Origin of the sequence: Sphingopyxis sp. EG6 (assembly GCF_003609815.1) — a bacterium.
In the GTDB taxonomy this organism is placed as follows: Bacteria; Pseudomonadota; Alphaproteobacteria; order Sphingomonadales; family Sphingomonadaceae; genus Sphingopyxis.
This window is the reverse complement of sequence record NZ_AP017603.1, coordinates 405,794-432,244: the sequence shown is the minus strand read 5'-3', so window position 1 is coordinate 432,244 and position 26,451 is coordinate 405,794. Positions and strand designations below refer to the sequence as shown.

General features: G+C 65.5%; 29 protein-coding genes. 23 read left to right on the top strand and 6 right to left on the bottom strand.

All coding sequences use genetic code 11. The features are described 5' to 3' along the window. Window positions 1-81: 81 nt before the first annotated feature. Window positions 82-1,227 carry a GGDEF domain-containing protein gene (locus SPYCW_RS02110; RefSeq protein WP_232014793.1) on the bottom strand — a complete coding sequence of 382 codons (1,146 nt, stop codon included), beginning with the start codon at window positions 1,225-1,227 and terminating at the stop codon, window positions 82-84. Window positions 1,228-1,386: 159 nt separating this feature from the next. Here SPYCW_RS02110 and SPYCW_RS02105 point away from each other — a divergent pair, with 159 nt between their 5' ends. After that, a complete protein-coding gene (locus tag SPYCW_RS02105) occupies window positions 1,387-3,375 on the top strand; it encodes a lipoxygenase family protein (RefSeq protein ID WP_120215382.1) in 1,989 nt (662 codons plus the stop codon). Window positions 3,376-3,478: 103 nt separating this feature from the next. Here the strand turns inward: SPYCW_RS02105 and purC are convergent, their stop codons facing one another. Next, window positions 3,479-4,258, bottom strand: coding sequence for a phosphoribosylaminoimidazolesuccinocarboxamide synthase (purC, locus tag SPYCW_RS02100; RefSeq protein ID WP_120215381.1), 780 nt, complete (start codon window positions 4,256-4,258; stop codon window positions 3,479-3,481). Between the two features lie 274 nt (window positions 4,259-4,532). Between purC and SPYCW_RS02095 the strand changes: the two genes are divergently transcribed. Beyond that, window positions 4,533-5,456 (top strand): crotonase/enoyl-CoA hydratase family protein, encoded by a 924-nt coding sequence (locus tag SPYCW_RS02095; protein WP_120215380.1) that lies wholly within the window; start codon window positions 4,533-4,535, stop codon window positions 5,454-5,456. On the opposite strand, the gene SPYCW_RS02090 is transcribed toward SPYCW_RS02095, so the two are convergent. Together SPYCW_RS02090 and SPYCW_RS02085 are read right to left on the bottom strand one after the other, a co-directional pair. Then, the gene (locus SPYCW_RS02090; protein ID WP_120215379.1) at window positions 5,453-7,084 is read right to left on the bottom strand and encodes an alkaline phosphatase D family protein; all 1,632 of its coding nucleotides are present in this window, start codon (window positions 7,082-7,084) and stop codon (window positions 5,453-5,455) included. The two genes, SPYCW_RS02095 and SPYCW_RS02090, sit on opposite strands and share 4 nt — an antisense overlap. 72 nt (window positions 7,085-7,156) lie before the next feature. Further along, window positions 7,157-8,308 (bottom strand): DUF3667 domain-containing protein, encoded by a 1,152-nt coding sequence (locus SPYCW_RS02085; protein ID WP_120215378.1) that lies wholly within the window; start codon window positions 8,306-8,308, stop codon window positions 7,157-7,159. A gap of 79 nt (window positions 8,309-8,387) precedes the next feature. Between SPYCW_RS02085 and SPYCW_RS02080 the strand changes: the two genes are divergently transcribed. The 12 genes from SPYCW_RS02080 to SPYCW_RS02025 all read left to right on the top strand — a co-directional run bounded on the left by SPYCW_RS02080 (window position 8,388) and on the right by SPYCW_RS02025 (window position 16,930). Then, window positions 8,388-9,674, top strand: a complete 1,287-nt coding sequence (locus tag SPYCW_RS02080) for a glutamate-5-semialdehyde dehydrogenase (RefSeq protein ID WP_120215377.1) — start codon at window positions 8,388-8,390, stop codon at window positions 9,672-9,674. Beyond that, the gene (locus SPYCW_RS02075) at window positions 9,671-10,351 is read left to right on the top strand and encodes a hypothetical protein (protein ID WP_145985930.1); all 681 of its coding nucleotides are present in this window, start codon (window positions 9,671-9,673) and stop codon (window positions 10,349-10,351) included. The genes SPYCW_RS02080 and SPYCW_RS02075 overlap by 4 nt, the downstream gene beginning before the upstream one ends. Before the next feature lie 30 nt (window positions 10,352-10,381). Beyond that, window positions 10,382-10,654 carry a CopG family ribbon-helix-helix protein gene (locus SPYCW_RS02070; protein ID WP_172595401.1) on the top strand — a complete coding sequence of 91 codons (273 nt, stop codon included), beginning with the start codon at window positions 10,382-10,384 and terminating at the stop codon, window positions 10,652-10,654. Further along, window positions 10,651-10,938 carry a type II toxin-antitoxin system RelE/ParE family toxin gene (locus SPYCW_RS02065; protein ID WP_120215374.1) on the top strand — a complete coding sequence of 96 codons (288 nt, stop codon included), beginning with the start codon at window positions 10,651-10,653 and terminating at the stop codon, window positions 10,936-10,938. The genes SPYCW_RS02070 and SPYCW_RS02065 overlap by 4 nt, the downstream gene beginning before the upstream one ends. After that, window positions 10,935-11,588 (top strand): nicotinate-nucleotide adenylyltransferase, encoded by a 654-nt coding sequence (locus SPYCW_RS02060; RefSeq protein ID WP_120215373.1) that lies wholly within the window; start codon window positions 10,935-10,937, stop codon window positions 11,586-11,588. Before SPYCW_RS02065 ends, SPYCW_RS02060 begins: the two co-directional genes overlap by 4 nt. Continuing rightward, on the top strand, window positions 11,552-11,983 hold the full coding sequence (gene rsfS, locus SPYCW_RS02055; protein ID WP_443029457.1) for a ribosome silencing factor: 432 nt from the start codon (window positions 11,552-11,554) through the stop codon (window positions 11,981-11,983). Before SPYCW_RS02060 ends, rsfS begins: the two co-directional genes overlap by 37 nt. Before the next feature lie 75 nt (window positions 11,984-12,058). After that, window positions 12,059-12,487: a 23S rRNA (pseudouridine(1915)-N(3))-methyltransferase RlmH gene (locus SPYCW_RS02050; protein ID WP_120215371.1), complete on the top strand. Its 429-nt coding sequence runs from the start codon at window positions 12,059-12,061 to the stop codon at window positions 12,485-12,487. After that, complete coding sequence (locus SPYCW_RS02045; protein WP_120215370.1) at window positions 12,484-13,698, top strand: murein hydrolase activator EnvC family protein; 1,215 nt, start codon at window positions 12,484-12,486, stop codon at window positions 13,696-13,698. Before SPYCW_RS02050 ends, SPYCW_RS02045 begins: the two co-directional genes overlap by 4 nt. A 148-nt stretch (window positions 13,699-13,846) precedes the next feature. Continuing rightward, window positions 13,847-15,238 carry a S41 family peptidase gene (locus tag SPYCW_RS02040; protein WP_120215369.1) on the top strand — a complete coding sequence of 464 codons (1,392 nt, stop codon included), beginning with the start codon at window positions 13,847-13,849 and terminating at the stop codon, window positions 15,236-15,238. A 12-nt stretch (window positions 15,239-15,250) separates the two neighbouring features. Then, window positions 15,251-15,733 (top strand): disulfide bond formation protein B, encoded by a 483-nt coding sequence (locus tag SPYCW_RS02035; protein WP_120215368.1) that lies wholly within the window; start codon window positions 15,251-15,253, stop codon window positions 15,731-15,733. Further along, window positions 15,730-16,245, top strand: coding sequence for a demethoxyubiquinone hydroxylase family protein (locus tag SPYCW_RS02030; RefSeq protein WP_120215367.1), 516 nt, complete (start codon window positions 15,730-15,732; stop codon window positions 16,243-16,245). Before SPYCW_RS02035 ends, SPYCW_RS02030 begins: the two co-directional genes overlap by 4 nt. A gap of 82 nt (window positions 16,246-16,327) precedes the next feature. Then, window positions 16,328-16,930 carry a hypothetical protein gene (locus SPYCW_RS02025; protein ID WP_120218042.1) on the top strand — a complete coding sequence of 201 codons (603 nt, stop codon included), beginning with the start codon at window positions 16,328-16,330 and terminating at the stop codon, window positions 16,928-16,930. A 102-nt stretch (window positions 16,931-17,032) separates the two neighbouring features. Here the strand turns inward: SPYCW_RS02025 and SPYCW_RS02020 are convergent, their stop codons facing one another. After that, complete coding sequence (locus SPYCW_RS02020) at window positions 17,033-18,970, bottom strand: S9 family peptidase (RefSeq protein WP_120215366.1); 1,938 nt, start codon at window positions 18,968-18,970, stop codon at window positions 17,033-17,035. Window positions 18,971-19,366: 396 nt separating this feature from the next. Between SPYCW_RS02020 and SPYCW_RS02015 the strand changes: the two genes are divergently transcribed. The 4 genes from SPYCW_RS02015 to SPYCW_RS02000 all read left to right on the top strand — a co-directional run bounded on the left by SPYCW_RS02015 (window position 19,367) and on the right by SPYCW_RS02000 (window position 22,411). Then, a complete protein-coding gene (locus SPYCW_RS02015) occupies window positions 19,367-19,687 on the top strand; it encodes a hypothetical protein (protein WP_232014792.1) in 321 nt (106 codons plus the stop codon). Window positions 19,688-19,738: 51 nt separating this feature from the next. Continuing rightward, a complete protein-coding gene (locus SPYCW_RS02010; protein ID WP_120215364.1) occupies window positions 19,739-21,082 on the top strand; it encodes a TldD/PmbA family protein in 1,344 nt (447 codons plus the stop codon). A 13-nt stretch (window positions 21,083-21,095) separates the two neighbouring features. Then, entirely contained in the window at window positions 21,096-21,896 is an 801-nt protein-coding gene (locus tag SPYCW_RS02005) for a 3'(2'),5'-bisphosphate nucleotidase CysQ (protein ID WP_120215363.1), read from the top strand. Window positions 21,897-21,997: 101 nt separating this feature from the next. Further along, window positions 21,998-22,411 (top strand): hypothetical protein, encoded by a 414-nt coding sequence (locus tag SPYCW_RS02000; protein ID WP_120215362.1) that lies wholly within the window; start codon window positions 21,998-22,000, stop codon window positions 22,409-22,411. Here SPYCW_RS02000 and SPYCW_RS01995 read toward each other — a convergent pair. Further along, complete coding sequence (locus SPYCW_RS01995; protein ID WP_120215361.1) at window positions 22,386-22,931, bottom strand: TetR/AcrR family transcriptional regulator; 546 nt, start codon at window positions 22,929-22,931, stop codon at window positions 22,386-22,388. The two genes, SPYCW_RS02000 and SPYCW_RS01995, sit on opposite strands and share 26 nt — an antisense overlap. A gap of 217 nt (window positions 22,932-23,148) precedes the next feature. On the opposite strand from SPYCW_RS01995, the gene rpsM reads away from it, so the two are divergent. The 5 genes from rpsM to SPYCW_RS01970 all read left to right on the top strand — a co-directional run bounded on the left by rpsM (window position 23,149) and on the right by SPYCW_RS01970 (window position 26,379). Continuing rightward, entirely contained in the window at window positions 23,149-23,517 is a 369-nt protein-coding gene (gene rpsM / locus SPYCW_RS01990) for a 30S ribosomal protein S13 (protein ID WP_120215360.1), read from the top strand. Window positions 23,518-23,618: 101 nt separating this feature from the next. Further along, window positions 23,619-24,008 (top strand): 30S ribosomal protein S11, encoded by a 390-nt coding sequence (gene rpsK, locus SPYCW_RS01985; RefSeq protein WP_003040416.1) that lies wholly within the window; start codon window positions 23,619-23,621, stop codon window positions 24,006-24,008. Between the two features lie 106 nt (window positions 24,009-24,114). Further along, window positions 24,115-25,173, top strand: coding sequence for a DNA-directed RNA polymerase subunit alpha (locus tag SPYCW_RS01980; RefSeq protein WP_120215359.1), 1,059 nt, complete (start codon window positions 24,115-24,117; stop codon window positions 25,171-25,173). 251 nt (window positions 25,174-25,424) lie between these two features. Beyond that, window positions 25,425-25,847, top strand: a complete 423-nt coding sequence (rplQ, locus tag SPYCW_RS01975; RefSeq protein WP_120215358.1) for a 50S ribosomal protein L17 — start codon at window positions 25,425-25,427, stop codon at window positions 25,845-25,847. A gap of 124 nt (window positions 25,848-25,971) precedes the next feature. Continuing rightward, on the top strand, window positions 25,972-26,379 hold the full coding sequence (locus tag SPYCW_RS01970; protein WP_145985929.1) for a helix-turn-helix domain-containing protein: 408 nt from the start codon (window positions 25,972-25,974) through the stop codon (window positions 26,377-26,379). Window positions 26,380-26,451 lie beyond the last annotated feature (72 nt).

Below are 26,451 nucleotides of genomic sequence, written 5' to 3'. Positions count from 1 at the left end.
TTGACACCCTATCACGCCCTGGCGGGCAGCTTTATCGCGCTCTTTTGATCATTACCCTGACGGCGCGCGAGCCGCCGCTGGCTATGCGACCCGACCGACGCCTTCTGTCGACACAAGCGCTCCGCGTTGAACAACCTTCGCAGCATAGAGCGCCGTATCTGCGATCTCGAAAAGAGTGCGTGAGGTTCTGCCATGTGCGGGAAAATGGGCCGTACCGACACTCGCGCCGACGCGGATCGGGCGACCGTCGATGCGATAGGGCGCCGCCAACGCCGCGAGGATATGGTCGGCAAGCGAGGTCGCGAGCAGCGGCGATCCGGCGGGCGCCAATATGGCAAATTCGTCGCCGCCCTGGCGCGCCACCATCGCGTGGGCGCCGCAGGCGCGGCGCAGGCGTTCGGCAATTTCGCACAGCAACAGATCGCCGACCGCGTGACCGTGCTGGTCATTGACCGGCTTGAACCCGTTGAGATCGAGCAGCGCGATCGCGAACGGCCTGCTTTCGTCGGCCTTGGCAATCTCTTCCTCGATCCGCAGGTCGAATTCGCGGCGATTGGCAAGACCGGTGAGCGGATCGGTGTGCGCAAGCTCGCGCATCTGCCGCTGGAGTTCGAGCAGGTCGATGACCTGCCCATGCTGCTGGACCACCATGCGGAGCAGGAACAGTGTCGCGATGACGAGGCTGGTCCCCGCTGCGATTTCGGGCGGGTTGCCCGACGTCAGCATCAACAGCGCCACCGGAGCGAGGCCGATGCCGAGGTTGACGATGGTGGCAAAGCGGATCGACGACAGGCAATAGGCGGTCGCAAGCGATCCCATCGCCATGATCATCGCATAATAGCTGTGCGTGGCGGCGGGCGCGGCGAGCCAGTTGGTCACCGTCCAGACGCTGCACATCAGGCCGGTGGTACCCGACACCCAGCTCGCCTCGCGGATCATGCGTCTGGCGCGGCGCGGACTCATTCGTCGGCCGCGATTGTGCATGAGGAACAGGAAACCCAGAATACCGACGATCGCCAGGGTCACCGGAAAGCCGATGCGAATGATCGGGTGGACCGTCGCCACCCCGGCGTAGATCGCGGTCGGCGTCGTCGCCGCCAGCATCAGGAACAGCATCGGGGTCAGCGTTTCGATGCGATTGGCGCGCAAAATCGCGACATCGTCGCGGATCGCGTCCGGCACCGGCGGAAAAATCCGCGTGATCAATCTGTTAAAGACCCCCGTCATCCCCTTCGGATAACAAGCAGGGGTAAAGCATCGGTTAAGGATCGAAACCACGTCTTATCACAGGCCTAGGGGGTCGCAGCGAGCCAATGGCTTGCGAAATATTAACCATGTCCGGCGACAAGCGGCGACCGATTTCACGCGCCCGACAGGAGCCACGCCATGTCCTATCCGATGCCGCCGCTGACCCCCGCCACTACCACGCCGACGACACCGATGCCGCCCGCCACCCCGACGCTGCCGCAGCAGGACACCCCTGCCGAACAAGCGGCGCGCGCGGCGCAGCTGACCGCGACGCAGGCGGTCTATCAGTGGACGACCGACGTCCCGACCCTGCCCGGCGTGCCGCTCGCCACCGCGGTGCCGAAGAATGACGAGCCGACGATCGCATGGTTCGTGATCCTGATCGGGGTCGGGCTGGGCATCGTCCGCAACGCGCTGGCCGTGAAGCTTGGCGGCGTCGACAAGGGGGAGCTCGACAGCCCGCGCGCCGCATATGAAGCCGCGCTCGCCGAATGCGACGCGATCGAGGCGTCGACCGCCAAGATCGCGGCCGAGCACGGCGTCCACAGCGGCGGCAATATCTTCGAACGGATCGTCGGCGATGTCGAAAATGCCGTCGCAGCCGCCGAACGCGACGCGCATATCGCGCTGCTGACGGGCTATAAGGAGCGGATCGAGGCGCTGATGAAGATCGATGAGGCGATGGGGCTCGGCAGCCGGACCCCGCGCAGCATCGAAGCGTATCGCGCGCTGTTCGCGACGCTGCCCGTGCCGGGGATCAGTTACATGTTCCAGGACGACAGCGAATTCGCCCGCCTGCGCGTGCAAGGTCCGAACTGCATGCTGATTGCCGCGGTCGGCGACGCCCTGCCCGCCAATTTCGGGTTGAGCGCGGCGCAATATGCCGCGGTCGTCAACGGCGACACGCTGGCCGCAGCGCTCGCCGACGGTCGATTGTTCATCCTCGACTACCAGCCGCTCGAAGTCCTCGATCCTGGCACCTATGGCAGCCTCGCCAAATATGCCTGGCAGCCGATCGCGCTGTTTGCGGTGCCGCCGGGTGGATCATCGCTGGTGCCGGTCGCGATCCAGTGCGGGCAGGACCCCGCCGACTGGCCGATCTTCACCCCCTCCCCCGCCGCCGACAAGCTCTGGGGCTGGGAAATGGCGAAGTTCGTCGTGCAGGTTGCCGACGGAAATTCTCACGAGCTGTTCGCGCATCTCGCGCGCACGCATCTGGTGATCGAGGCGTTCGCGGTCGCCACCCACCGCAACCTCGCCGAGGTACACCCCATCTGGGCGCTGCTGGTGCCGCATTTCGAGGGCACCTTGTTCATCAACGATCAGGCCGCAACCTCGCTGATCGCGGCGGGCGGGCCGATCGACCATATTTTCGCGGGCACCATCACGTCGAGCCAGCTCGCCGCGGTCGATGCCCGGCTGGCGTTCGATTTCTATGCCAATATGCTACCCGCGGACCTCGCCGAACGCGGCGTCGGCGTCGATTCAGCGCTCGCAGAATATCCGTATCGCGACGATGCGCTGCTCGTGTGGAACACGATCCACGAATGGGCACGGCAATATGTCGACCTCTATTATGCGAGCGACGCCGATGTCACCGGCGACACCGAGCTCGCGCGATGGGCGATGTGCCTCGCGGGTGAGGCGAAGATCAAGGGTTTCGGAGCGATCCTCAGCCGCAAGCAGCTCGCCGAAATCTGCACGATGGTGATGTTCACCGCGAGCGCGCAGCATGCCGCGGTCAACTTCCCGCAAAAGGACATCATGGCCTTCGCGCCCGCGATCACGGGTGCGGGCTGGCAGGCGGCGCCGAGCGGCCAGCGCGGGCATGACAAGCCGGACTGGCTCGCGATGATGCCGCCGATGGCACTAGCGCTCGAACAATTGAATGTGCTCGAGCTGTTGGGTTCGGTGCATTACCGCCCGCTTGGCGATTATCGCAGCAACGCCTTTCCGTACCCGACATGGTTTCAGGATCCGCGGGTCACGGGCGCCGAAGGGCCGCTGGCGTGGTTCCAAGCGGCGCTAACAGGCGTCGAGGCCGAGATCGTCGCGCGCAATGCCGAACGGATGCAGCCCTACCCATATCTGCAGCCGAGCCTGATTCCGACGAGCATCAATATTTGATCAAACCCGTCGCCCCCGCGAAGGCGGGGGCCGCTGGTGGCCTTGCTCAGCAGCGCCGCGTAAACCGACTGCGGCCCCCGCCTTCGCGGGGGCGACGATCTGTTCAGCTGCCCTTTTTCTTCCGGTGGCTTTCGAGGTCGAGCACGGCGTTCTCGCCGCCCTCGGGCATCAGCCCGAGCCGACGCGCGACTTCCTGATAGGCTTCGACCTCGCCGCCGAGGTCGCGGCGGAAGCGGTCCTTGTCGAGCTTTTCGTTCGTCGTCATGTCCCACAGACGGCATCCGTCGGGGCTGATTTCGTCGGCCAGGATGATGCGGCTGAAGTCGCCTTCGTATAGCCGCCCGAACTCGAGCTTGAAGTCGATCAGGCGGATGCCAACCGCGGCGAACATGCCCGACATGAAGTCATTGATGCGGATCGCCATATCCTGAATATCGTGAAGCTCGTCCTGGCTGCACCAGTTGAAGCACGCGATATGCTCCTCGGCGACGAGCGGATCACCGAGCGCGTCGTCCTTGTAGCAATATTCGATGAGCGTGCGCGGAAGCTGCGTCCCCTCCTCGATCCCGAGGCGCTTCGACAGCGTGCCCGCGGCGACGTTGCGCACGATCACCTCGATCGGCACGATCTCGACCTGGCGGATCAGCTGCTCGCGCATGTTGAGGCGGCGGATGAAGTGCGTCGGGACGCCGATATTGCCGAGCAATGTAAAGACATGCTCCGAAATCCGGTTGTTGAGCACGCCCTTGCCGTTGATCGTCCCGCGTTTCTGCGCGTTGAACGCGGTCGCATCATCCTTGAAATACTGGATCAGCGTACCGGGTTCGGGACCTTCATAGAGGATCTTGGCTTTGCCTTCGTAGATCTGGCGGCGACGGGCCATGGCGGTCAACTTTCTGTCGGAACCAAATGAATGGCCCCGGCAAGCGACTCAGGAAGAGGCGGCGCCGGGGCGGTCGGGCGGCCTATAGCGGCAAAGCAAGGGCGCGTCATCAGTCACGTCGCCCCCGCGAAGGCGGGGGCCGCTATCGGCGCAGCAAGAGGTTGCCAGCGGCCCCCGCCTTCGCGGGGGCGACGTTGAGTTTACGTTTACGTAAAGAGCTTGCCATCGTCGACGTCGCTTGCAACCATGGCCTTAAACGCAAGGAGAGAGATGAATGAGCTTCGACCAGATTCGCCTCGACCGCCACGAGGGCATCGCGCTGCTTACGCTGCACCGGCCCGACCGGATGAACGCCTTCACCACCGAAATGATGCTCGAGATCGTTGCCGCACTCGATGAATGCGACGCCGACGACGGCGTCCGCGCGGTGATCTTCACCGGATCGGGCGACCGCGCCTATTGCGCCGGCGCCGACCTCGGCCAAGGCGCCGCGACCTTCGATTATGACAAGCGCACCGACAAGCAGGCGATCCTGCCGGACGGCATGTCGGCGAGCCCGGTGGCAGAGGATGGCACGATCGACTGGTCGCACCCGCTGATCCGCGATTCGGGCGGGCGCGTGTCGATGCGCATTTTCGACTGCAAGAAACCCGTGCTCGGCGCGATCAACGGCGCCGCGGTCGGGATCGGCGCGACGATGACACTGTCGATGGACGCGCGCCTCGCGAGCGAGACCGCGCGCTATGGCTTTGTCTTTGCGCGGCGCGGTATCGTACCCGAAGCGGCGTCGAGCTGGTTCCTGCCGCGGCTGGTCGGCATCCAGAACGCCGTCGACTGGTGCTATTCGGGACGGCTGATCGACGCCGCCGAAGCGCATGAAAAAGGCCTCGTCCAGTCGGTCCACGCGCCGGGCGAGCTGATCGACGCGGCGATCGCGAAGGCGCGCGAGCTGACCGAGCACAGCGCGCCGGTATCGGTCGCGCTCACCCGTCATATGCTGTGGCGGATGCTCGGCGCGCCGCACCCGATGAGCGCCCACCGCTGGGACAGCCGCGCGATCTTTGCCCGCGGTCGCAGTGCCGACGCGGCCGAAGGCGTGTCGAGCTTCCTCGAAAAGCGTCCCGCGAACTTCACCGTCAGTGTCGCAAACGACTATCCCTGGTTCGCCGAATTCGAGGATACGCCGCCCTACAGCTAAGCCGCGTCATATTTCCGCCGTCCGCGCGCCACGGTCATGCTGTGCGTGCCTTTCAGCACCGGGGTGTGGGTGCGGATCGTTTCGACATTGTGCCAGTTTGCGGTCACGCGCTCGCGCGTCAGCTGGACGGTGACATAGCCGCGATCCTGGGTGTTCGCCCATTTGAGCTGCGGCGACGCGGCGCGCAGCGCCGACACCCGCGCGTCGTCGGAAATGCCGCGCGTATAGCCTTCGTAGCCGGGCGAGGTGACGCTCTGCCCGGCGATCTCGATCCCGGCCGCACGGCCGCCCTCACTTAGGTCGAACGCCCAGGCGTTGTGGGTATCGCCGGTCAGGGTGACCAGGTCTGCATCGGCGCGCTGAGCCGCGGCGAGCAACCGCGAACGCGCCGCCGGATAGCCGTCCCACGCGTCGAAGTTGAACGGCAGCCCCGCTTTGGCGGCAAGCTGCGCCGTTTCGACGCGGCGGCGGACAACGTCGGCCATGGTGGCGCCGAACCAATCCTTTGACTCGGGCGGCGTAAACAGGCTGCCCATCACCACCTGCTGCGCGCAGACCTGCCAGCGCGTGCCCGCTTTGGTCGAAGCGGCGAAGCCGTCGAACAGCCACTTTTCCTGCTCGGCGCCGATCATCTGGCGCGCCGGATCGCGATAGGCGGTTTCGGCGAACTGCCGCAGCCTGGCGGCCGTGTCGCCGCCGCCCGCCAAGATCTCGTCGATCTCGAACGGCTTGTCGCGCCCCGTCACGCGCGTTTCGGGCAGGAAGATCGTCGCGAGGTCGCCGACTTGATAGTCGCGCCAGCGCGTATCGGCGACCGGCATCCATTCGCGATAGGCGCGCTCGGCAGCAGCCACGCGGTCGGGCCAGCCGCCCTCGCCCGCATTGTGATTTTCTGCCCCGCCCTTCCAGCTGTCGTTGGTGATTTCATGATCGTCCCATTGCGCGATCATCGGAAACAGCGCGTGCAACCGTGCGAGGTCGGGATCGCTGCGATAGGCGGCGTAGCGGAGGCGGTAATCGGCGAGCGCCACCATCTCGTGCGCCGGCTGGATCTCTCGCCCCGGCACCGCCTGTTTGAGCGAAGGATAATCGCCGACCGGATATTCATAGAGATAGTCGCCCGCATGGACGACCAGATCGATGTCCTGCCGCGCCGCGGCATGGGCATAGGCGTTGAACCAGCCGAACGGCAGGTTCGAACAGGAAAAGAGCGCGAGGGTGAAGGCGCTGGTTGGCCCAGCGGGCAAGGTGCGGGTGCGGCCGGTCAGCGATTTGGTGCCGTCGGGGGCGACGAAGCGGTAATAATACCAGCGGCCGGGTTGGAGACCCGTAACGACCAGCTTGGCGGTATGGTCGCGGTCGCCCATCGCGGTGACGCTGCCGCCGCCCGAAATCTTTGCGAAATCCGACGTTTCGGACAATTCGGCGGTCAGCATCGTATCGCTGGCGGCGGCGTAGCGCGTCCATAGCAGCACCGAATTCGGCCCCGGCTCGCCGCTCGCGACGCCATGCGTAAAGCCCTGCGCCATCATCGCCGCCGCCGCGCCGGGCAGCGACAATGCCGCGAGCCCCGCGGTGCCGAGCGCAATCAGCTGGCGCCGATCCATTTCGCCCCATTGGTGATGCATCGCAAATCTCCTCCTCGATCGGCGGGTTCTTTGCCCGGCCTTTGTTACGATTCGGCGCCGCCAGCTTTAGGGTTACCCCATCACGCCGAGCGCGAGCAGCAGGAACATGAACATCATCACCGAGAACAGGCTGAAAAACAGCAGCAAATTGGTGCGAACGAACGCCCCGAACCGCGACGAACGATAGGCGCCACGCAGCTGACGATACATGTGGAACGGCACGTAAAGCAGCGCGAAGAAAGTCGCGAGTTCGCCGAAGATCGTCAGGTTGAGCAGCCGCACCACGACGAACAGCAGCAATATCGACGAGATCGAATAGGTGACGAAGACGAAATGGTCGTAGGTGTGGAAGCGCCGACTGAACGGATAGAGCAGCCACATGAAAGGCAGCGACAGCGGGATCAGCGCCCAGGCGAATTTATAGGCGTTTGCCTGCACCTTGTAGAGCACGAGCGCCGGGTTCGCGAACGCCTTTTCGAGTCCGCGGTCGATGAAGGGCACGCCCGTGTCGACCTTGTTGCGCGAGATGAAATCGGCGCTCGTTGCCACCTGCTTGACCGGATCGTCGAGCACCGGGGGGCCCGCAGCGCGATCGGCGGACCGCTCGCTCTTGCTGCGCGCCCGCGCAACGCCGAGATATTCGGCGCTCTTCTGCAATATGTCGCGTTCGCTCTCCAGCTCCTGACGGCTGGCGGCCGCAATGTCCTTTTTCGCCAGCTCGGTGTCGATCCGGTCGACCTCGCGCTGAATGCTGTCCTTGATCGCGGTCGTCCGCGTCTGTTCGGCGACGGCCTCGTCAAAGCCCATGCCGTCGTTCAAGCCCCTGCCGAAATCGCCGCTGCCGACCATCGCGAGCACCGCATAGGTCAGGAACACCGCGAACAGGAACAAGGCGAGCGGCGAGATGAAGCGCGCGCGCTCGCCATGGATATAGCGGCGCGTCAGGTCGCCGGGACGCCAGGCGAGGAGCGGCAGCGTGTTCCAGATCTTGCCCTCGAAATGGAAGATCGCATGGACCAGATCATGCCCGATCGCGCCAAAGCTGCGGTGGACGTCGGCGCGCTGGCCGCAATGATGGCAGTGCGAACCCGTCAGGCTGGTGCCGCAATTCAGGCAGCGCAGGCTGCCCGGCGATTCGCCCGTGCCGCCATGCTGCGGTTCGACCGCGCGGCCCGCCAGCCCCGCGGTTACCGCTGCCCCGATACCTTCGATATCCCCGCTCATGCCGTCTTGCCTAAAGGCGGGCGAGGCTGGGCGCAACGGGACTTTCGGGCGCCACGCAAAACATGATAGTGGCAGCGCGATGAACGCCGAAGCTCTCTCTGCCCCGCCCCTGCCCAGCGACGCCGCCGCCCTGATCGCCGACATGGGCGCGCGCGCGCGCGTCGCGGCGAAACGGCTGGCGCTGACCCCGACCGCGGAAAAATCCGCGGCGCTGGTCGCCGCAGCGGCGGCGATCCGCGCCCGTTCGCGCGAGATCCTCGCCGCCAACGCCGAAGATATGGCCGCGGGACAGGCCAATGGCCTGTCGAGCGCGATGCTCGACCGACTGCGCCTCGACGAAGCAAGGCTCGCCGGGATCGCCGACGCGATCGACGCCGTCGCGGCGCTGCCCGATCCTGCGGGCGCCGAGATCGACCGCGTGACGCGCCCCAATGGCCTGGTGCTCAGCCGCGTGCGCGTGCCGCTGGGCGTCGTCGGGATCATCTATGAAAGCCGCCCCAATGTGACCGCCGACGCCGCGGCGCTCGGGCTGATGTCGGGCAATGCCGTGATCCTGCGCGGCGGCAGCGAGGCGGTGCATTCGAACCGTGCGATCCATGCGGCTTTTGCCGCGGGCCTCGTCGAAGCGGGCCTGCCCGCCGACGCAGTGCAACTGGTGCCGACGCAGGACCGCGCCGCGGTCGGTGCAATGCTGCGCGCGCAGGGGCTGATCGACATCATCATCCCGCGCGGCGGCAAAGGCCTTGTCGCCCGCGTGCAGGACGAAGCGCGCGTTCCCGTGCTCGCGCATCTCGACGGGATCAACCATCTCTATATCGACGGCGCGGCCGATCCAGCGAAAGCCGTCGAACTCGCGGTCAATGCCAAGATGCGCCGCACCGGCGTCTGCGGCGCGACCGAGACAATCCTGATCGACCACGCCTATGCAGCGCCGCTCGCCATCGTCGATGCGCTGGTCAAGGCGGGCTGCGAAGTGCGCGGCGACAAGGGCGTCGCGGCGCTGAGCCCGCATGTAGAACCGGCCTCAATGGGCGACTGGGACACCGAATATCTCGACGCGATCGTGTCGGTCGCGCTGGTCGACGGGATCGACGGCGCGCTCGCGCATATCGATGCGCATTCGAGCAAGCATACCGATGCGATCGTCACCGAGGATGCCGCGACCGCCGACCGTTTCCTGTCCGGGGTCGACAGCGCGATCGTGATGCACAATGCCTCGACGCAATTCGCCGACGGCGGCGAATTCGGCCTCGGCGCCGAAATCGGCATCGCGACGGGGCGGCTGCACGCGCGGGGTCCGGTCGCGCTCGAAGGGCTCACGACGTACAAATGGCTGGTGCGCGGCACGGGACAGGTCCGGCCTTGAGAAACAGCGAGCGCCGCAGCAAGGCGAAGCGGCTTCGCTGGGCGGCGCTTATTCTGTTGATCGCCACTACGCCTTTTAGTTGGCTCGTGGCCCGCGATACGGTCCTGATCTGGCGTGCCAGCGATGGATGGGGCGAAGAGTTGGCGCGGGGAAATTTGGTTGATCGTCTTGTTCAGACCATCAGGGATTCGAAAATCTCGGCGAGTTCGCGGCAGCCTATGAAGCTGACCATGTTCTTCGATCCCAGCTGCTTCTTGCTGGAAGGGGGCGAGCTACGACCTAGCGTGACGCCCGCCGCAAAATCCAGCTTCCGCGATCTGCGGTCGCCATCGCTGAAAGAAATTTTGGCCGAACACCGTTTTCTCGCCGATCGCGCGATCAAGGACATGGCCGAAAGCAAAGCGGTCAGCGACAGCTTTTCTACTTCCGAATTGATTTTGTTCAACGCCTGCATCGCCGCCACCCCATTTTCGGCGGCCTGCGGAGCCCGTGTCGCCGAACGACGCGATGCAGGATATGACAAAGCCTTTGCCGACGTTACCCGTAACCTCGGAATCAAAGCCCAGCGAGCCGGCGAACCGGGGCAATATTGTTATACGATGCCTGAAGTGATCGACCCGCCTGCTCGACGAGCCCTGTCGACTGCGTCAGGGGTCAATGATATCGAGGAACCTTGAATCACTTGTATACAAATGATACAAAAGACTATGGAATCGACGACTCCCATCACTACTCGCCTTGACATGGCGACGTTGGAAACGCTCGACAGGCTCGCGGAGCGCTATGACCGGTCGCGATCCTGGTTGGTCGCGCAAGCGGTCAGGCAGTTTGTGGAACGCGAAGCGGAGATGCTTGCAATCATAGAAGAAGGCGAACGGTCGGCGCGCGAGGAACCGCTGATCTCGCATGAAGAGATGAAGCAGTTCATCGCCGCGAAGCGGGGCGAACTCCACGCAAAGCATGACAAAGCTGCGGCGTGATCAAGGTCCAATGGTCGCAGGCGGCGAACGACGACCTGCTGAACAATGCGGACAGCCTTTTTCTCGTCGATTTTGATTTGGCCGACCAATTGCTGACGGCAGCTGATCGCGCGAGCGACTTTCTCGCTTTGACGCCTCATGCCGGATCGCTTGTCGATGCGACAGGCCTTCGCAAATGGCGCCTCGGCCAGCTTCCCTTCGCCCTGCTCTATAGCCTTAGTGCCGAACGTCTGGTGGTTTTGCGCGTGATCCATCTCCGCAGCGACTGGCAAACCCTGCTGTGATCCCCACCGGCCTCCTCGGCGGCAGCTTTAACCCCGCGCATGGCGGGCATCGCGCGATCAGCCTCAATGCGATCGATGCGCTGGGGCTCGACGAGCTGTGGTGGCTCGTCTCGCCCGGCAATCCGCTGAAGCCCAAGGCGGGCATGGCCTCGCTTCCCGCAAGGCTTGCCTCGGCGCGGAAAATGGCGCGGCGGTCGCCGATTCGCGCGACGGGAATCGAGGCCGAACTCGGCACCCGCTACACCATCAACACGCTCAAAAAGCTCGTCCGCCGCTACCCCGACCGGCAGTTCATCTGGATCATGGGCGCCGACAATCTGGTCCAGCTGCCCCAATGGCGCGACTGGCGGGAAATAGCCCGTTTGATGCCGATTGCGGTAATCGCGCGTCCGGGTTATAACGACCGCGCCCATGCAAGACGTGCGATGGGATGGCTGCGGCGCTTTGTCCGGCCCGCAGACCAGAAGAAGCATTGGACAGACTGGAGACCGCCCGCCCTCGTGTTCCTGCGATTTTCGCCCGATGTGCGATCCGCAACTGCGATACGGCAGGCCAACCCCCGCTGGTTCGAACGCTATGAAGGCCGCGCGCTGCGCGACCCGATCACGCGTTCATGGCTGGTGGAACCGACCAAGAAAGGACGCATTTGATCTCCGCCACCCAGGGGGCCGCCACCGGCGCCGCACCCGCAAATGACAGCGTGGAAGCGCTCCACGCGCTGATCCTCCACCAGCTGGACGAGGACCAGGCCCAGGAAACCATTTCCATCCCGCTTGCCGGCAAGAGCAGCATCGCCGATCATATGGTGATCGCGAGCGGCCGGTCGACGCGCCATGTCTCGGCGATCGCCGAAAAACTGGCGCAGCGGATCAAGCAGGAAGCGGGCCGCAGCGTTCGTGTCGAAGGACTGCCCAATGCCGATTGGGTGCTGCTCGATGCGGGCGACGTCATCGTCCACCTGTTCCGTCCCGAGGTTCGTAGCTTCTACAACCTCGAGCGCATGTGGTCGTTCGGCGACGCGCCGCCGGTCACGCTGGCAAATTGACGTTTTTGATCTGTTCGGCCTAAAGGCCGACAGAGGCGGCACCAGCCCGCTTTCACCGAAGGTGAACAAAAACCCATGCTGCTGCACATCATCGCGCGCGGGCGCATCGGGCGCTCTCCCGAGGCCGAGCTGGTCGAGCGCTATATGAAGCGCGTGACCTGGGCGCAGAAGATTTCCGAGCTTCCCGATACCGGCGGGCGGATGCCTGTCGCGGCAGACAACAGCCGCACCGTGCTGCTGGACGAGGGCGGCGACCAGATGTCGTCGCTCGAATTTGCCAAACTGCTGGAAAAATGGCGCGACGGCGGGGTGCGCGAGGCGCGCTTCTGCCTTGGCGCCGCCGATGGCTTTACACCCGACGAGCGCGAAGGTGCCGACAAGGTCATCGCCTTTGGCCGCGCGACCTGGCCGCATCTGATGGCGCGCGCGATGCTTGCCGAGCAATTGTGGCGCGCGACCAGCATCATCGCGAACCATCCCTATCACCGCGAGGGGCGGCAATGAGACGCATGTTCGCAGCGCTCGCGCTGTTCGCCATCGTGACGGGCGGCGCGCTGGCGCTGGCGCAAAGCGACATCTTCGATCCCGCCGCGATTGCCGCACGCGAGCGTGAACAATTGCTGGGTGCCAAGCAGCAGTCCGCCGAGGCCATGGCGCGCAGCACGCGGCTGGAGGCGCAGGCGGCGGCGGCCAGCAACGAGGCCGACCGGCTGAAGAAGCGCAGCGCCGCGCTGGCCGCGCGCATCCAGTCGGCCGAGGCCGACATCAGCGCCGGCGAAGCGCGCGTCGCGCTGGTCAGTCGCCGCCTGGCAGCGCAGCGCGCGGCGCTGGCAGAGCAGCAACAGCCGTTGCTCGAACTCGCCGCATCGCTCCAGCAGCTCTCCCGCCAACCGCCCGTCAGCGTGCTGGCGCAGCCGGGATCGCTCACCGATATGGTCCACGCGCGCGCCGTGATCGACGCCGCGATGCCGGTAATCGAACGACGCACCGCCGGGGTAAGGCAGGAACTGGCGCAGCTGCAGATCACCCGCCGTCAGCAGGCGGTCGCGCTGAGGGCGCTGGCGGCGAGCAAGGCCCAGCTGTCCGAGCGGCGCAGCGCCTTGACCCGGCTGGAGAATGAAGGGCGGCTGCGCTCGCGCGAGTTGATGAGCAGCGCCCAACTTGAAGCCGATCGAGCGCTCGGGCTGGGCGAAAAGGCGCGCGATATCGTCGAACTCATGGATTCGCTGGAGGCCGACAGCGCGGTGCGCGCCGAACTGGCGCAGCTTGCCGGTCCGCTGCCGCGTCCGCGTAACCCCGCCAGCAGCCTGGCCAGCGCCGCGCCGCCCGCGCCGGCCGAAGCCGAGCTCACGCAAGGCGCCTATCGGCTGCCCGTCGTCGGTCGCATCGTCGCCGGGCTGGGCGAGGTCAACGACAGCGGGGTCCGCTCGCGCGGCGTGACGATCGCGGCGCGGCCCGGCGGACAAGTCGTTGCGCCCGCCCCCGGCCGGGTCAGCTTTGCCGGCGATTATCGCGGCTATGGCAAGATCGTGATCATCGACCATGGCGGCGGCTGGGTCTCGCTGTTGACCGGCATGATCGGATTATCGGTTGCGGTCGGCGACACGCTGGATAGCGGCGCCCCGATCGGTCGTGCCGGGTCGGACGACAGCCGCATCACCGTCGAACTGCGCCGCGGCGGGCGCCCGGTGGATATTGTGGCGATGATCGGGTGACGTCGCTTGCCCGGATTTGGGCCGGTTAATCCCCCGTTCCGGCGCTGTCCCCTATCGGGATGCACCGCTTGACGCCTGCGCAAATGCGTAGGAGGATGGCGAGCCGGGGTATATATGGCGGAAGATCCCGCCTGAGTGAAAGACGCACATGACCGACTCGACGAAGAAGCCCGCATCCTCGAAGCGCCGCTTCGCCTTGTGGCAGGGCGCCGCCGCGCTCTCGACGCTGGCGCTGGTACCGCTCGCGACCGGCGCGATGGCGAGCGTCGACAGCAAGACGCAGGAAGAAATCTCGCGCTTCATGGACGTCTATCTGGAAGTCAAATCCAACTATGTCGAACCGGTCGACGATTCCAAACTGATCGAGGGCGCGATCAACGGCATGCTCGCGAGCCTCGATCCGCATTCGGGCTATCTCGACGCACGCGGCTTTTCGAACCTGCGCACCCAGACCGACGGCGAATATGGCGGGCTGGGCCTGTCGGTGACGATGGAAGACGGCGTCGTGAAGGTCATTGCACCGACCGCGGATACGCCCGCCGACAAGGCGGGGATCAAGTCGGGCGACTATATCACCCACATCAACAAGGAACTGATCTTTGGCCTGACGCTCGACGAGGCGGTCGATCAGATGCGCGGACGTCCGGGAACCAAGATCGACGTCACGATCGTCCGCGAGGGCCAGGACAAGCCGATCGAAATGTCGCTGACGCGCGAGATCATCGACCTGAAACCCGTCAAATGGGAAGTCAGCGGCGACGTTGGCGTGCTTACCGTCACCAGCTTCTCCGCCGACGCGACCACCGACATGCGCGCGGCGATGATGGCGGTCGAAAAATCGCTGGGCAAGAAACCGCGCGGCTGGATCGTCGACCTGCGCTCGAACCCCGGCGGCCTGCTCGACGAGGCGGTCGGCATCAGCGACCTGTTCCTCGAACGCGGCGAAATCGTGTCGCAGCGCGGCCGTCGCAAGGGCGACATCGAACGCTTCTTCGCCGAACCCGGCGACCTGGCAGGCGGCGCGCCGGTTGTTGTGCTGATCGACTCGGGCTCGGCCTCGGCCTCCGAAATCGTTGCCGGGGCGCTGCAGGATCAGCACCGCGCGATCGTCATGGGCGAACGCAGCTTTGGCAAGGGGTCGGTGCAGACGGTGCTGCCGCTGAGCGACACTACCGCGCTGCGGCTGACCACCGCGCGCTATTACACCCCGTCGGGGCGCAGCGTGCAGGAGGGCGGCATCGAACCCGACATCCGGGTGCCGCAGATTTCTGACCCCGATTATGCGTCGCGGCCGAAGTTCCGCGAAAGCGACCTGCGCCGCCACCTGATCAACGAGAAAAAGGTGGACGACGGGCTGATCGAAAAGGACGAAAAGGCCGATCCGCGGTTCACCGCGACCGCCGCCGAGTTGAAGGCCAAGGGAATCGAGGATTTCCAGCTCCACTATGCCTTGCAGACGATCGGACGGATCAGCCCGACCGCGCCGCGCATGGCGGCGCAGGCGACGAAACCCGGCGCCAAACCTGCCCGCCGCAACTAAGGGTTCGTCGGCATGCTGAAAACGCGCCTCGCTGCGCCGATCGTTGCGTTCGCCGCGCCGCTGCTGCTTTATGACGGCGCGCTGGTATCGCAATTTGGCTTTGGTCTTCACCCCTGTGAAATGTGCTACTGGCAGCGCTGGCCGCATCAGGCGGCAATCGTGCTGGCGCTGCTCGCGCTGTTGCTGCGCGCCAATGACAAGGCGATGCGTCGCCTGACGCTGCTCGCCGCGCTTGCGATCGCGATCAGCGGCGCCATCGGTATCTACCACGCAGGGGTCGAATATGGCTTTTGGGAGGGGCTGACCACCTGCGCGACCGGCGGCGGCGGCCCGGTGTCGCTCGATGCGATCATGAACGCGCCGCTGATCCGCTGCGACACCGCACAATGGACGCTGTTCGGGATTTCGCTCGCGGGGTTCAACGCGATCTTTTCGCTCGGCGCGGCAGCGCTCGTCTTGACCTTGCTGCGCCGCGGGACCACATCGACCGTATGACGAGCAAGCGCACCGCATCGATGATCCGCGTCGATCAGGCCGGCGAATATGGCGCAACGCGCATTTATGCCGGACAGCTTGCGGTGATGGGCGACCGCCACCCAATGGCGCGCGAAATCGCGCATATGGCCGAACAGGAAGAGCGGCATCGCAAATTTTTCGATGCCATGATCGCGCGGCGCGGCGTGCGCCCGACCGCGCTCCATCCCTTCTGGAACGTCGCGGGGTTCGCGCTCGGCGCGGTCACCGCCGCGATGGGTCCGCGCGCCGCGATGGCCTGCACCGCCGCGGTCGAGACCGAAATCGATCGCCATTACCGCGACCAGCTGGATGAACTGGGCGACAGCGATCCCGAGCTCAGCGCCGCGGTTGCCGATTTCCGGGCCGAGGAGCTGGAGCATAAGGAGGCCGCGCTGGCCGCGGGCGCCGAAAGCGCGCCGGGTTATCCGGTGCTGAGCCTCGCGATCCGCGCCGGATGCCGCGCAGCCATCGCGCTGTCGAAGCGTATCTGATAGATTGGCGGCTCGGCATTCGTTCATGGCGGATGCAGGGTCGCAGTGCCAAGCCACGCCAGAGCAGACGAAGGAAAATCCGATGAGCCGCCTCCCCCTTTTCGCCCTGGTCATCGCCGGTAGCGCGCTGTCGGTGCCCGTCGCGGCGCAGCAGACGGTCGACGGTGAAAAGGTCAATCAGGTTGTTGTCTATGGCGACGATCAATGCCCCAAGGGCGCACCCGACGAAATCCTGGTCTGCGCAAAATTGCCCGAAGGCGAGCGCTACCGCGTTCCCGAGATGCTGCGCGGCAACCCGCTCGACGTGCGCAACGAGGCGTGGGCGAACAAGGTCGTCGCGGTCGAGCGCATCGGCCGCTTCGGCACCGACAGCTGCTCGCCGACCGGGCTGGGCGGCTTCACCGGCTGTACCCAGGCGCTGGTCGCGGGTGCCAAGGCCGAGCGTCAGGCCGCCGACAAGACCGACTGGCAGGCGATGATCGCCGACGAACGCGCCAAGCGTCTGGCGGGGATCGATTCGGCGGCCGCCGACGTCGAAGCCGCAGTGGTCGCCGAGGAACGCGCGCTCGCCGAGCGTCAGAAGGCCGCTGAGGAGCTGGAACGGCAGGCCAGTGGTCAGGCGCCGATGCCGACGGCGCCCGATGAAGCCGACGCCGAGCCGCTGCCGGTTCCGCCGCAGGGTTGATTAAACGTCGCCCCCGCGATGACGGGGGCCGCAGTCGGTTTGCACCGCGACCAACCGCAGGACCATCAGCGGCCCCCGCCTTCGCGGGGGCAACGGACCAACTCAGTTCAGCAAATATTGCTTCCAGAACAGCAGCGACGTCCAGAAATTATAGTCGGCATTTTCCTTCTTGGCGAAGCCATGGCCTTCGTTGGTTCCAACGAGATGCCAAGCCGTTCCGCCGTTCTTGCGCACCGCCGCGACGATCTGGTCGGCCTCTGACGCGGGGACGCGCGGGTCGTTGGCGCCGGTGACGACGAACAGCGGCTTCTTGATATCGGCAACGCGCGTCAGCGGGGAGATTTCCATCAGCTTCTTGCGCTGCACCGGATCGCGTTCGTCGCCATATTCGACGCGGCGGAGGTCGCGGCGGTAATCCTGGGTGTTTTCCAGGAAGGTGACAAAGTTCGAAATCGCGACGACGCACAGGTTGGCGCGCAGCTTGGCGGCATATTGGGTTGCCGCAGCATAGCACATATAGCCGCCATAGCTGCCGCCGGTCAGGCCGAAGCGCGCCGCGTCGAGCGTCTTGTCTTTCGCCAGCGCATCGAGGAACGCGCCCATGTCCTTGACGCTGTCCTCGCGCTTGAACGGCCCGTTGTCGAGACTGACGAAGGTCTTGCCATAGCCAGTCGAGCCGCGGACGTTGGGATAGAAAAGCGCGATACCCATTTCGTTGAGCAGATAATTGCTGCGGCCCATGAACCCCGGGCGCGACTGGCCTTCCGGCCCACCGTGGACGCTCATGATCAATGGCCGCTTGCCGGGGAATTTCGCCGGATCGGGGCGATAGAGGAAGCCCGATACCTCGAGCCCGTCGAAGCTTTTGACCTTCACCAATTCGGGCTCGACATTCTTCGTCACGTCAAGCCCGCCCGTCTCGCTTTCGGTCCAGCGCGTTACTGCCAGCGTTTTGGGATCGACGCTGAACGCATCAGCGGCGCTGCGCGCCGAGGTGAAGGTGATGCCGATCTCGCCCCACGGCGCAATCCTGAGGCCGCCGATGATCCCCGCGGGCAGGCCATCGACGGTGCGCACCGCGCCGGACTTTGGATCGAACAGCCGCAGCTTTGAGGTGCCGGCTTCGTTCACGACATAGGCGATAAAGCTGCCGTCTTCGGCGATGTCGAACGTATCGACATCCCATTTCTCCGCCGGGCCTTTCGGGGCAAATTTGCCCGTCACGGGATCGAGCGTGCCGAGCCGCTGGAAATCGCTGCCCTCGTCGCTGGTCATCCAGATCGTGCCGTCCGGCGCAAAACTCGCGCCGCCAAGCGCCACGGTCTTGCTGTGATCGCCGATCGGGGTCATCGCGCCACTGGCCAGGTCGAGCCGGAACAGGTCCGATTTCTGGACCGAGGTATATTTGCCCACCAAGGCCCAACTTTTGTCGGGGGCGAAATCGACCAGCCGCCAGCCGCCGCCGTCGACCTGCGCCACCATCCGCCGCGATTTGGGATCGCGCGGGTCCATCACATAAATGTCGCTGTCGCGGCCGTTGCGCAGCGTCGAGGTGAAGGCGACGAGCTCGCCGTCCTTGCTCCATGCGTTGAGCCCGTTGCGGCTCTTGCCGTCGGTCAGCAGCTCGAGCCGCCCGTCCTTCATCGCATAGATCTGATAGAATTCATTGCCGCCGATGTCCTTTTGCACCAGCATCACATCGGCCTTTTGCGGCGCCCAGCTGCCCGACCCGACCGGCTCGGCCTCGAAAGTAATCTGTTTGCGCGCGCCCATCGGCATCGCGACGCGGTGAAGCTGCGCGGTGTTGCCAAAGCGGGTGGCGATCAGCATCGATTTGTCGACGGGGTTCCAGCCGACAAAACCCGCGCCGCGATTTTCCATGTACGGCCGCGTCGCCGCCGCCAGTTCGGCAGGGACTTCGGGTACCCCGTCGGCGATCAGCGCCGCTGGCTTGGGTTCGACTGCGGGCTTGTCGCCCTCGGCCGCCGCAGCGGACGCGACCGGCAGGGTCAGGGCGGCGAGTAAGGCCAGATAACGCATGATGATTTTCCCCGTGTTGCAGTAAAGCAGAACGACTGGAACTAGACGCTATCAACGTCGCGGGCGGATGCAAGGCTTCGACCAACGGCCCGCCGCCTTCGACCACCGCCAGTCTTATTTCGCGGTCGGCTCATCGGTGCCGACACGGCCCATCGCACCAAAATTGCAATATTTTGGGCGATCCGGCGCGATTTGGTTGCGAATCCGGGGTGAAGCGAGCGGAATTGTTAACGAATCGGTGCCAACCTGTCTTGACTCGGGAATATTGGGCTGAAATCGTGGCGTTTCTGGGAATCGCCAGCCTAAGGGGGCTGAAAAATGGCATCAGCATTCGGACCGCGCCTGTGGCGGCGCTCGACACATAGTGTGCCGGCAGCGCGAAGTCTCGGTCGCCGAATGACCTGGCACGCCGCGACCGCGCTGGTCGCATTCGCCGCATTGCAGATCTGGCTGGTGTCGAGTGCGATCGCAGCGGGCGCCTCATCGATGCTGATTTTTGCGGCGCTGATCATTTTGCTGGCGCTTGCCGTTCCCGTCGCGCGTTCGACCGAACGCCGCTGGTATCACCTCAGCCGCCAGGCGCTCGCAAGCTGGGGGCTGCACGCGCGCTTTCGCCGCGACGTCCGCCGTCTGTGGGTTGCGGCGCTGACGCTGCCCTTTTTGTGGGTCAGCGGCGCGATGGCCGCCACCGACGCGATCGCGGCGATCATCAAGTAAACTCCGGCAGCCAGGTTTGACGCCCTGCCGCCCGCCGTATAGGGCGCGGCAATGCTGACCGTTTCCGAAGCCCTCGATCGCGCGCAGATGCTCTGCGACGCCGCCGCCAAGGCCGGCGCCGATGCCGCCGACGCACTTTATTATTGCAACGCCGCCACCTCGGTCTCGATGCGGCTGGGCGCGCTCGAGGATGTCGAGCGGTCGGAGGGGCAGGATATTTCGCTGCGCGTCTTCGTCGGCCAGCGCAGCGCCAGCGTGTCGACCGCCGACATGGATGCGGGCGAGCTGACCAAATTGGTCGAACGCTGCGTCGCGATGGCGCGCGAGGCGCCCGAAGATCCCTATGCGGGGCTCGCGCCCGAAGAATTACTGTTCAAGGGTCCGGTTCCCGACCTCGACCTCGACGACAGCAGCGAAGCCGATCCCGCCGCGCTGCGCGAAGCCGCGCGCGCGGCCGAGGAAGCCGCGCGCGCGGTCGCGGGGGTGACCAACAGTGAAGGCGGCAGCGCGAGCCACAGCCGCACCCGCTTTGCCCTCGCCACCAGCCACGGCTTTGCCGGGGGTTACGGCTCCAGCGGCCACAGCCTTTCGGCCAGCGTCATCGCAGGCGAAGGCGCCGCGATGCAGCGCGATTATGGCTGGCACAGCGCGCATCATCTGTCCGACCTTGAAAGCGCCGCCGAGATCGGCGCGCGCGCCGGGACGCGCGCCGTCGCCCGGTTGAACCCCGGCAAGGCCCCCACCGGCAAACTGCCCGTCATCCTCGATCCGCGCGTCAGCGGCGGCATCGTCGGCCATTTGCTCGGCGCGATCGCCGGTCCCGCGATCGCACGCGGCACGAGTTTCCTGCTCGGCAAGGAAGATCGCGAGCTGTTCGATCGCAGCATCGTCATCCGCGACGAACCGCACCGCCTGCGCGGACTGCGCAGCCGCGCCTTTGACGGCGAAGGCCTGCCGACCGCGGCGCGCGACCTGGTCGCGGACGGCAAGATCACCGGCTGGTTGCTCGACACCGCATCGGCCAAGCAGCTCGGGCTGACCCCGACCGGCCACGCCAGCCGCGGCGGCGGCGCTTCGGGCGTGGGCGCGAGCAACCTGCATCTCACCGCCGGCAGCATGACGCCCGCCGCGTTGATGGAAGGGATTGCCGACGGCGTCTATATCACCGAGTTGATCGGGCATGGCGTCAACCCGGTGACCGGCGACTACAGCCGCGGCGCGTCGGGCTTTCTGATCAAGGACGGCGTCATCGCCGGACCGATCGCCGAATTCACCATCGCGGGCAATCTGATCGATATGTTCGCCGCGCTGGTCCCCGCCAACGATCTGGAATTTCGCCATGGCATCAACGCGCCGACGCTGCGCATCGACGGCATGACCGTCGCATCGAGCTGAGGTTCCGCAGCCGGTGCCGGGCCGCAACCTTGAAGCCGCGATCGCCGCGACGCGCGAGGTCGGCGACATGGCGATGGCGCGGTGGCGCGGCGAAGGCAAAGCGGTCAATGTCTGGCACAAATCGCACGACAATCCGGTCAGCGACGTCGATCTGGCGGTCGATGCGCGGCTGAAAGCCGTGCTCGGCGCCATGGTGCCCGAGGCGGGGTGGCTGTCCGAAGAAACCGCCGACAATGCCGACCGGCTGGCGCGCCGCGCGATGTGGTGCGTCGACCCGATCGACGGCACCCGCGATTTCATCCGAGGTCGTCCCGGCTGGTGCGTTTCGGTTGCGCTGGTGCTCGACGGGGCACCCGAGTTCGGCATCCTCTATGCCCCGGCGCTCGACGAATTGTGGGTGGCGCAGCGTGGCCAGGGCGCGCAGCTGAATGGCGAGCCGCTGTCCGCCAGTCAGCGCACGGCCTTCGCCGGATCGCGGGTTCCCGCCGATGCGCTGCCCAAGGTCGACAGCGATCTGGTGATCGTGACCAAGCCGAACAGCATCGCGCTGCGCATGGCGCTGGTCGCGGACGACCGCGCCGATCTGGTCGCCACCTTGCGCTGGGGCTTCGAATGGGACGTCGCCGCCGCCGCGCTGATCGCGGCCGAAGCCGGGGCGACGGTGACCGACGCGTTCGGCGCGCCCCTGATCTTCAACACCCCGCGCGCGCAGGCCTTTGGCGTCATCGCCTGCGCCCCGGGTATCCACGCGGCGGTCGTCGATCGGTTGGCGGCGCGCGCGGCGGAGATCGCGCCGCGCACCGACGGACGCTGAGCGGTGGATGTTGGCGAAGGTGCCGCGTAGCGTGACACGCCTTGTAGCAGTCGCTACAACCTGATAGGCATCCTGTAGCAACTGCTACAGGGAGAGTATCGATGTCCGCAGCCACCACCCGCCTGCCCTTTTCGAGCGGCCAGATGGCGACGCTGACCGTCGCCGGTGTAATTTTCTGGTTCATCGGTGCGCTGATCTGCCGCTGGGTCGGCGCGATCGGTGCGTTCGAAGGGGCCAATCGGGTGCTGCTCTATGCGGCGCTAGTCCCCGGAACGCTGCCGGTGATCCTGCTGGTGCGCCGCATCGCGCGGCTGGCGCCCGATCAGGTGGCCCTGGGCAGCGCCATCGTCACCGCCGCGGCGATCGCTTGCGACAGCATCGCGCTGGTCGTCATCCCCGATCTTTACGGCGCCGGGATCGAACAGACCGCCGCATCGGGCGCGGTCATCCTGTGGGGCGGCGCGGTGGCGATTGCGCTCGGCTGCGGGCTCAACCGGGTTCCGGCCCGAAGCTGACGCCGAGCGCGGCATCGACAGCATCGTCCAGCCCGAGGCTGGTGAGCAGCACCATCCCCTCGATTTCGGTCAGCAGCCGCGCCGCCAGTCCGGCGCGGTCGGCGGCCGCACAGGCGAGCTGGTCGCCCGCCCAGGCCAGAAAGCCGCGCCCGATGCTTTCGCCGATGCGTGCATAAAGCGCATCGCCATGCGCGGCGCGCGCCGCCATGTCGAGCCATAGCCGCATATAGGGCCAAAGCGCCGGGTCGCGCAGCTGCGCCGCGAGCGCCGTTCGTAGCAGCGCATAGGGCAAGGGCTGCGGCGGCGCCGCCGCGACCAGCAGCGCGGTCATCCGTGCCGCGATCCGCTCGACCGTCGCCGCCATCACCGCATCCTTGTCGGCAAAATAATAGAGCAGCATCCGGTCGCTGGTCCCCGCCGCGCGCGCCAGCGGCCGCAGGCTGGACGCGGTCAGGCCATGCGCCAGCACATAGTCGGCAAGGCGGTCGATCAGAAGCGAAGGGCGGTCGTCGCTGGCCATGTTCGGGCCGCTGTGGCATAGTCCGCGACGCAGGGAAATCCCCGGCGTCAAGCTTGACAATCGGGCCGACTCACCTTACTTGCGTCTCCATTCCGACATCATGACCGGACGGCGAAGCGCGCAGCGCGCATTCGTGGTCCGTTTTTTGCGTTGGAAATCAGACGCTTTGAGATGGGGTCGTTTGCCTGCGGCCCTGTGGAGCAGGAGAAAGTTACCAATGGCACGTATCGCGGGCGTAAACCTGCCCACCAACAAGCGCGTGATCATCGCGCTCACCTACATCCACGGCATCGGCCGCAAGACCGCCGTCGACATCGCCAACAAGCTTGGCATCGACCACAGCCGCCGCGTTCAGGATCTGTCGGACGCCGAAGTGCTCCAGATCCGCGAAACGCTCGACGCCGACCACACGGTCGAGGGTGATCTTCGCCGCAACACCGCGATGAACATCAAGCGCCTGATGGATCTCGCCTGCTATCGCGGCCTGCGTCATCGCAAGGGCCTGCCGGTCCGCGGCCAGCGCACGCACACCAATGCGCGCACCCGCAAGGGCAAGGCCAAGGCGATCGCCGGTAAGAAGAAATAAGGTTCGAGCGCGTCCAACCGGGCGCGCTTCCTTATTTCCCCTGCCGGGGCAGCGGCGCATCGCCCGCCACCGGCCATTCAGGATTAGGTTAGGAATATATCATGGCTCGTGAACCGCAGCGCCTTCGTCGGCGCGAACGCAAGAACATCTCGTCGGGTGTGGCCCACGTCAACGCGACCTTCAACAACACGATGATCACCATCACCGACGCCCAGGGCAATGCGATTGCCTGGTCGAGCGCCGGCATGATGGGCTTCAAGGGCAGCCGCAAGTCGACCCCTTACGCCGCGCAGGTGTGCGCCGAAGACGCCGGCAAGAAGGCCGCTGAACATGGCGTCCGCACGCTGGAAGTCGAAGTCAAGGGTCCGGGCGCCGGTCGTGAATCGGCGCTGCGCGCGCTGCAGGCGGTCGGTTTCCACATCACCTCGATCCGCGACGTGACCCCGATCCCGCACAATGGCGTCCGCCCGGCCAAGCGCCGCCGCGTCTGATGCCTGCTTCGGATGCGCCCCATTCCGGGGCGGCATCCGCTAAACTCCTAACGCCGGACAAATTGGTCGACCCCCAATTCGTCCCGCCAAAAGCAAAGGGAAGACCATGACTGTCAATATCCGGAACTGGCAGGAATTGAAGAAGCCCAGCAACCTGGAAATCAAGGCTGGCAGCGACGGCAAGCGCAAGGCGACCTTCGTCGCCGAACCGCTCGAGCGCGGTTTCGGCCTGACGCTCGGCAACGCGCTGCGCCGCGTGCTGCTCTCGTCGCTTCAGGGTGCGGCTATCACGTCGATCAAGATCGAGAATGTGCTCCACGAATTCTCGAGCCTGGCCGGTGTGCGCGAAGACGTCACCGACATCGTCCTCAACGTCAAGCAGATCGCGCTGAAGATGGAAGGCGAAGGCCCGAAGCGGCTTCAGCTGTCGGCGACCGGTCCCGCGACCGTCAAGGCCGGCGACATCATGGTGTCAGGCGACATCAAGGTGATGAACCCGAACCACGTCATCTGCCACCTCGACGATGGCGCGACGCTGAACATGGAACTCGTTGCCGACACCGGCAAGGGCTATGTTCCGGCGACCGCGAACCGTCCGGTCGACGCGCCGATCGGCCTGATCCCGGTCGACTCGCTCTACTCGCCCGTGCGCCAGGTCGCCTACAAGGTCGACAATGCCCGCATCGGTCAGGAACTGGACTATGACAAGCTGAACCTGACCGTCGAAACCGACGGCACGGTCACCCCCGAAGATGCCGTGGCCTATGCCGCGCGCATCCTTCAGGACCAGCTGCAGGTCTTCGTCCACTTCGAAGAAGCGATGAACGACAGCGGCATGATCGGCATGGCGGCGCCGTCGACCACCGCCGATGAATCGGACGTCAACCAGCTCAACCGCTTCCTGCTGAAGAAGGTCGATGAGCTCGAACTGTCGGTCCGTTCGGCCAACTGCCTGAAGAACGACAACATCATCTATATCGGTGACCTCGTTCAGAAGACCGAAGCCGAAATGCTTCGCACCCCGAACTTTGGCCGCAAGTCCTTGAACGAAATCAAGGAAGTGCTGTCGTCGATGGGTCTGCGTCTGGGCATGGACATCCCCGGCTGGCCGCCGGAAAATATCGAGGAAATGGCCAAGAAGCTCGAACAGGAGCTGCTGGGTTAAAATCCTCCCCGCTTGCGGGGAGGTGGCAGCCCGCAGGGCTGACGGAGGGGGGTGTCGGCATAGCGCCGCGCTCGAACGAGAGCCCCCTCCACCACCGCTTCGCGGCGGTCCCCCTCCCCGTTCCGGGGAGGATCAAACGGGAATGGGTCGGCCCGCAATCGACCTGGCTTGGGGTACCAGCAGAACCCATCAAAGTAATACTTTGACGGGAACCCGCTATACGGCCCCTCTGACAAACGAAGGAATGGATTATGCGTCATAAATCGGGTGGCCGGAAGCTGCAGCGCACCAGCGCGCATCGTACCGCAATGTTCCGCAACATGTCGGCCTCGCTCATCAAGCATGAGCAGATCACGACGACCGTCGCCAAGGCGAAAGAACTGCGTCCCTATGTCGAAAAGCTGATCACGCTGGCGAAGCGTGGCGGTTTGGCCAATCGTCGCCTCGCGATGAGCCGCCTGATGGACGATACCCAGCTGGTCAAGCTGTTCGACGTGCTGGCCGAGCGTTACAAGGACCGCAACGGCGGCTATGCGCGCATCATCAAGGCCGGTATCCGCGCCAGCGACGCCGCCCCGATGGCCGTCATCGAACTCGTCGATCGCGACGTCGATGCCAAGGGCCAGGATTCGGGCCCGGTCGATCAGTATGACGAGGATATGGCGGAAGCCTGAGCCTCGATCAGAGCGACACAAGATCAAGGGCGGCGTCCGAAAGGATTGCCGCCCTTTTTGTGTGCGCCGTGCGCCTTCCCGTCGGCAAGGCGGCCGGTGTACTCGCACATTTTAGCGCCGCCCATTGGCTAATCGCTGGTGTATCGTCCGCCAGATGGCCAGGGAAAATGACGTCCGTCCGGTGCCCGGTGCTCGGTCGGCAACCGACGTTCAGCAGGATAGGCGGCCGGGCAGCGAAAGCTTTGGCACCCGCCTGCGCCGCCTGCGCGTCACCCGCCGTCTCAGCCAACAGCAGCTCGCCGCCCACCTCGGCGTCAGCGTTCCCGCCATATCGGCGTGGGAAAAGGACCGCACCCGGCCGCGGCATGGCCGCATCGAGGCGCTGGGCGCGCTGCTCGATGTGTCGACCCCGGAGCTGTTGGGCACCGACGGCGGCGAATTTTCGCCGGACATGCTCGCCGAAAGCCGCGCCCATATCGCGCGCGTCGTCGGCACCACCCCCGACAAGGTCCGCATCCTGATCGAATTCTGAAGCCGCCGCGGCAACGGCTGGTGACTAAAATAGGTCCGGAATCCGCTTGCCCCCGGGTTTCGCATCCTTACA

Excerpts from the sequence above, each read along its gene's own strand:
- SPYCW_RS02015 (WP_232014792.1), top strand. The coding sequence starts at position 19,367 with ATGACCTGGCACGCCGCGACCGCGCTGGTCGCATTCGCCGCATTGCAG.
- SPYCW_RS02020 (WP_120215366.1), bottom strand. The coding sequence starts at position 18,970 with ATGCGTTATCTGGCCTTACTCGCCGCCCTGACCCTGCCGGTCGCGTCC.
- SPYCW_RS02025 (WP_120218042.1), top strand. The coding sequence starts at position 16,328 with ATGAGCCGCCTCCCCCTTTTCGCCCTGGTCATCGCCGGTAGCGCGCTG.
- SPYCW_RS02090 (WP_120215379.1), bottom strand. The coding sequence starts at position 7,084 with ATGCATCACCAATGGGGCGAAATGGATCGGCGCCAGCTGATTGCGCTC.
- rpsM (WP_120215360.1), top strand. The coding sequence starts at position 23,149 with ATGGCACGTATCGCGGGCGTAAACCTGCCCACCAACAAGCGCGTGATC.
- SPYCW_RS02000 (WP_120215362.1), top strand. The coding sequence starts at position 21,998 with ATGTCCGCAGCCACCACCCGCCTGCCCTTTTCGAGCGGCCAGATGGCG.
- SPYCW_RS02110 (WP_232014793.1), bottom strand. The coding sequence starts at position 1,227 with ATGACGGGGGTCTTTAACAGATTGATCACGCGGATTTTTCCGCCGGTG.
- rpsK (WP_003040416.1), top strand. The coding sequence starts at position 23,619 with ATGGCTCGTGAACCGCAGCGCCTTCGTCGGCGCGAACGCAAGAACATC.
- rsfS (WP_443029457.1), top strand. The coding sequence starts at position 11,552 with ATGGCTGGTGGAACCGACCAAGAAAGGACGCATTTGATCTCCGCCACC.
- SPYCW_RS02050 (WP_120215371.1), top strand. The coding sequence starts at position 12,059 with ATGCTGCTGCACATCATCGCGCGCGGGCGCATCGGGCGCTCTCCCGAG.
- SPYCW_RS02080 (WP_120215377.1), top strand. The coding sequence starts at position 8,388 with ATGAACGCCGAAGCTCTCTCTGCCCCGCCCCTGCCCAGCGACGCCGCC.
- SPYCW_RS02085 (WP_120215378.1), bottom strand. The coding sequence starts at position 8,308 with ATGAGCGGGGATATCGAAGGTATCGGGGCAGCGGTAACCGCGGGGCTG.
- SPYCW_RS02070 (WP_172595401.1), top strand. The coding sequence starts at position 10,382 with ATGGAATCGACGACTCCCATCACTACTCGCCTTGACATGGCGACGTTG.
- rplQ (WP_120215358.1), top strand. The coding sequence starts at position 25,425 with ATGCGTCATAAATCGGGTGGCCGGAAGCTGCAGCGCACCAGCGCGCAT.
- SPYCW_RS02040 (WP_120215369.1), top strand. The coding sequence starts at position 13,847 with ATGACCGACTCGACGAAGAAGCCCGCATCCTCGAAGCGCCGCTTCGCC.
- purC (WP_120215381.1), bottom strand. The coding sequence starts at position 4,258 with ATGGCCCGTCGCCGCCAGATCTACGAAGGCAAAGCCAAGATCCTCTAT.
- SPYCW_RS01995 (WP_120215361.1), bottom strand. The coding sequence starts at position 22,931 with ATGGCCAGCGACGACCGCCCTTCGCTTCTGATCGACCGCCTTGCCGAC.
- SPYCW_RS02105 (WP_120215382.1), top strand. The coding sequence starts at position 1,387 with ATGTCCTATCCGATGCCGCCGCTGACCCCCGCCACTACCACGCCGACG.
- SPYCW_RS02045 (WP_120215370.1), top strand. The coding sequence starts at position 12,484 with ATGAGACGCATGTTCGCAGCGCTCGCGCTGTTCGCCATCGTGACGGGC.
- SPYCW_RS02035 (WP_120215368.1), top strand. The coding sequence starts at position 15,251 with ATGCTGAAAACGCGCCTCGCTGCGCCGATCGTTGCGTTCGCCGCGCCG.
- SPYCW_RS02030 (WP_120215367.1), top strand. The coding sequence starts at position 15,730 with ATGACGAGCAAGCGCACCGCATCGATGATCCGCGTCGATCAGGCCGGC.
- SPYCW_RS01980 (WP_120215359.1), top strand. The coding sequence starts at position 24,115 with ATGACTGTCAATATCCGGAACTGGCAGGAATTGAAGAAGCCCAGCAAC.
- SPYCW_RS02095 (WP_120215380.1), top strand. The coding sequence starts at position 4,533 with ATGAGCTTCGACCAGATTCGCCTCGACCGCCACGAGGGCATCGCGCTG.
- SPYCW_RS02010 (WP_120215364.1), top strand. The coding sequence starts at position 19,739 with ATGCTGACCGTTTCCGAAGCCCTCGATCGCGCGCAGATGCTCTGCGAC.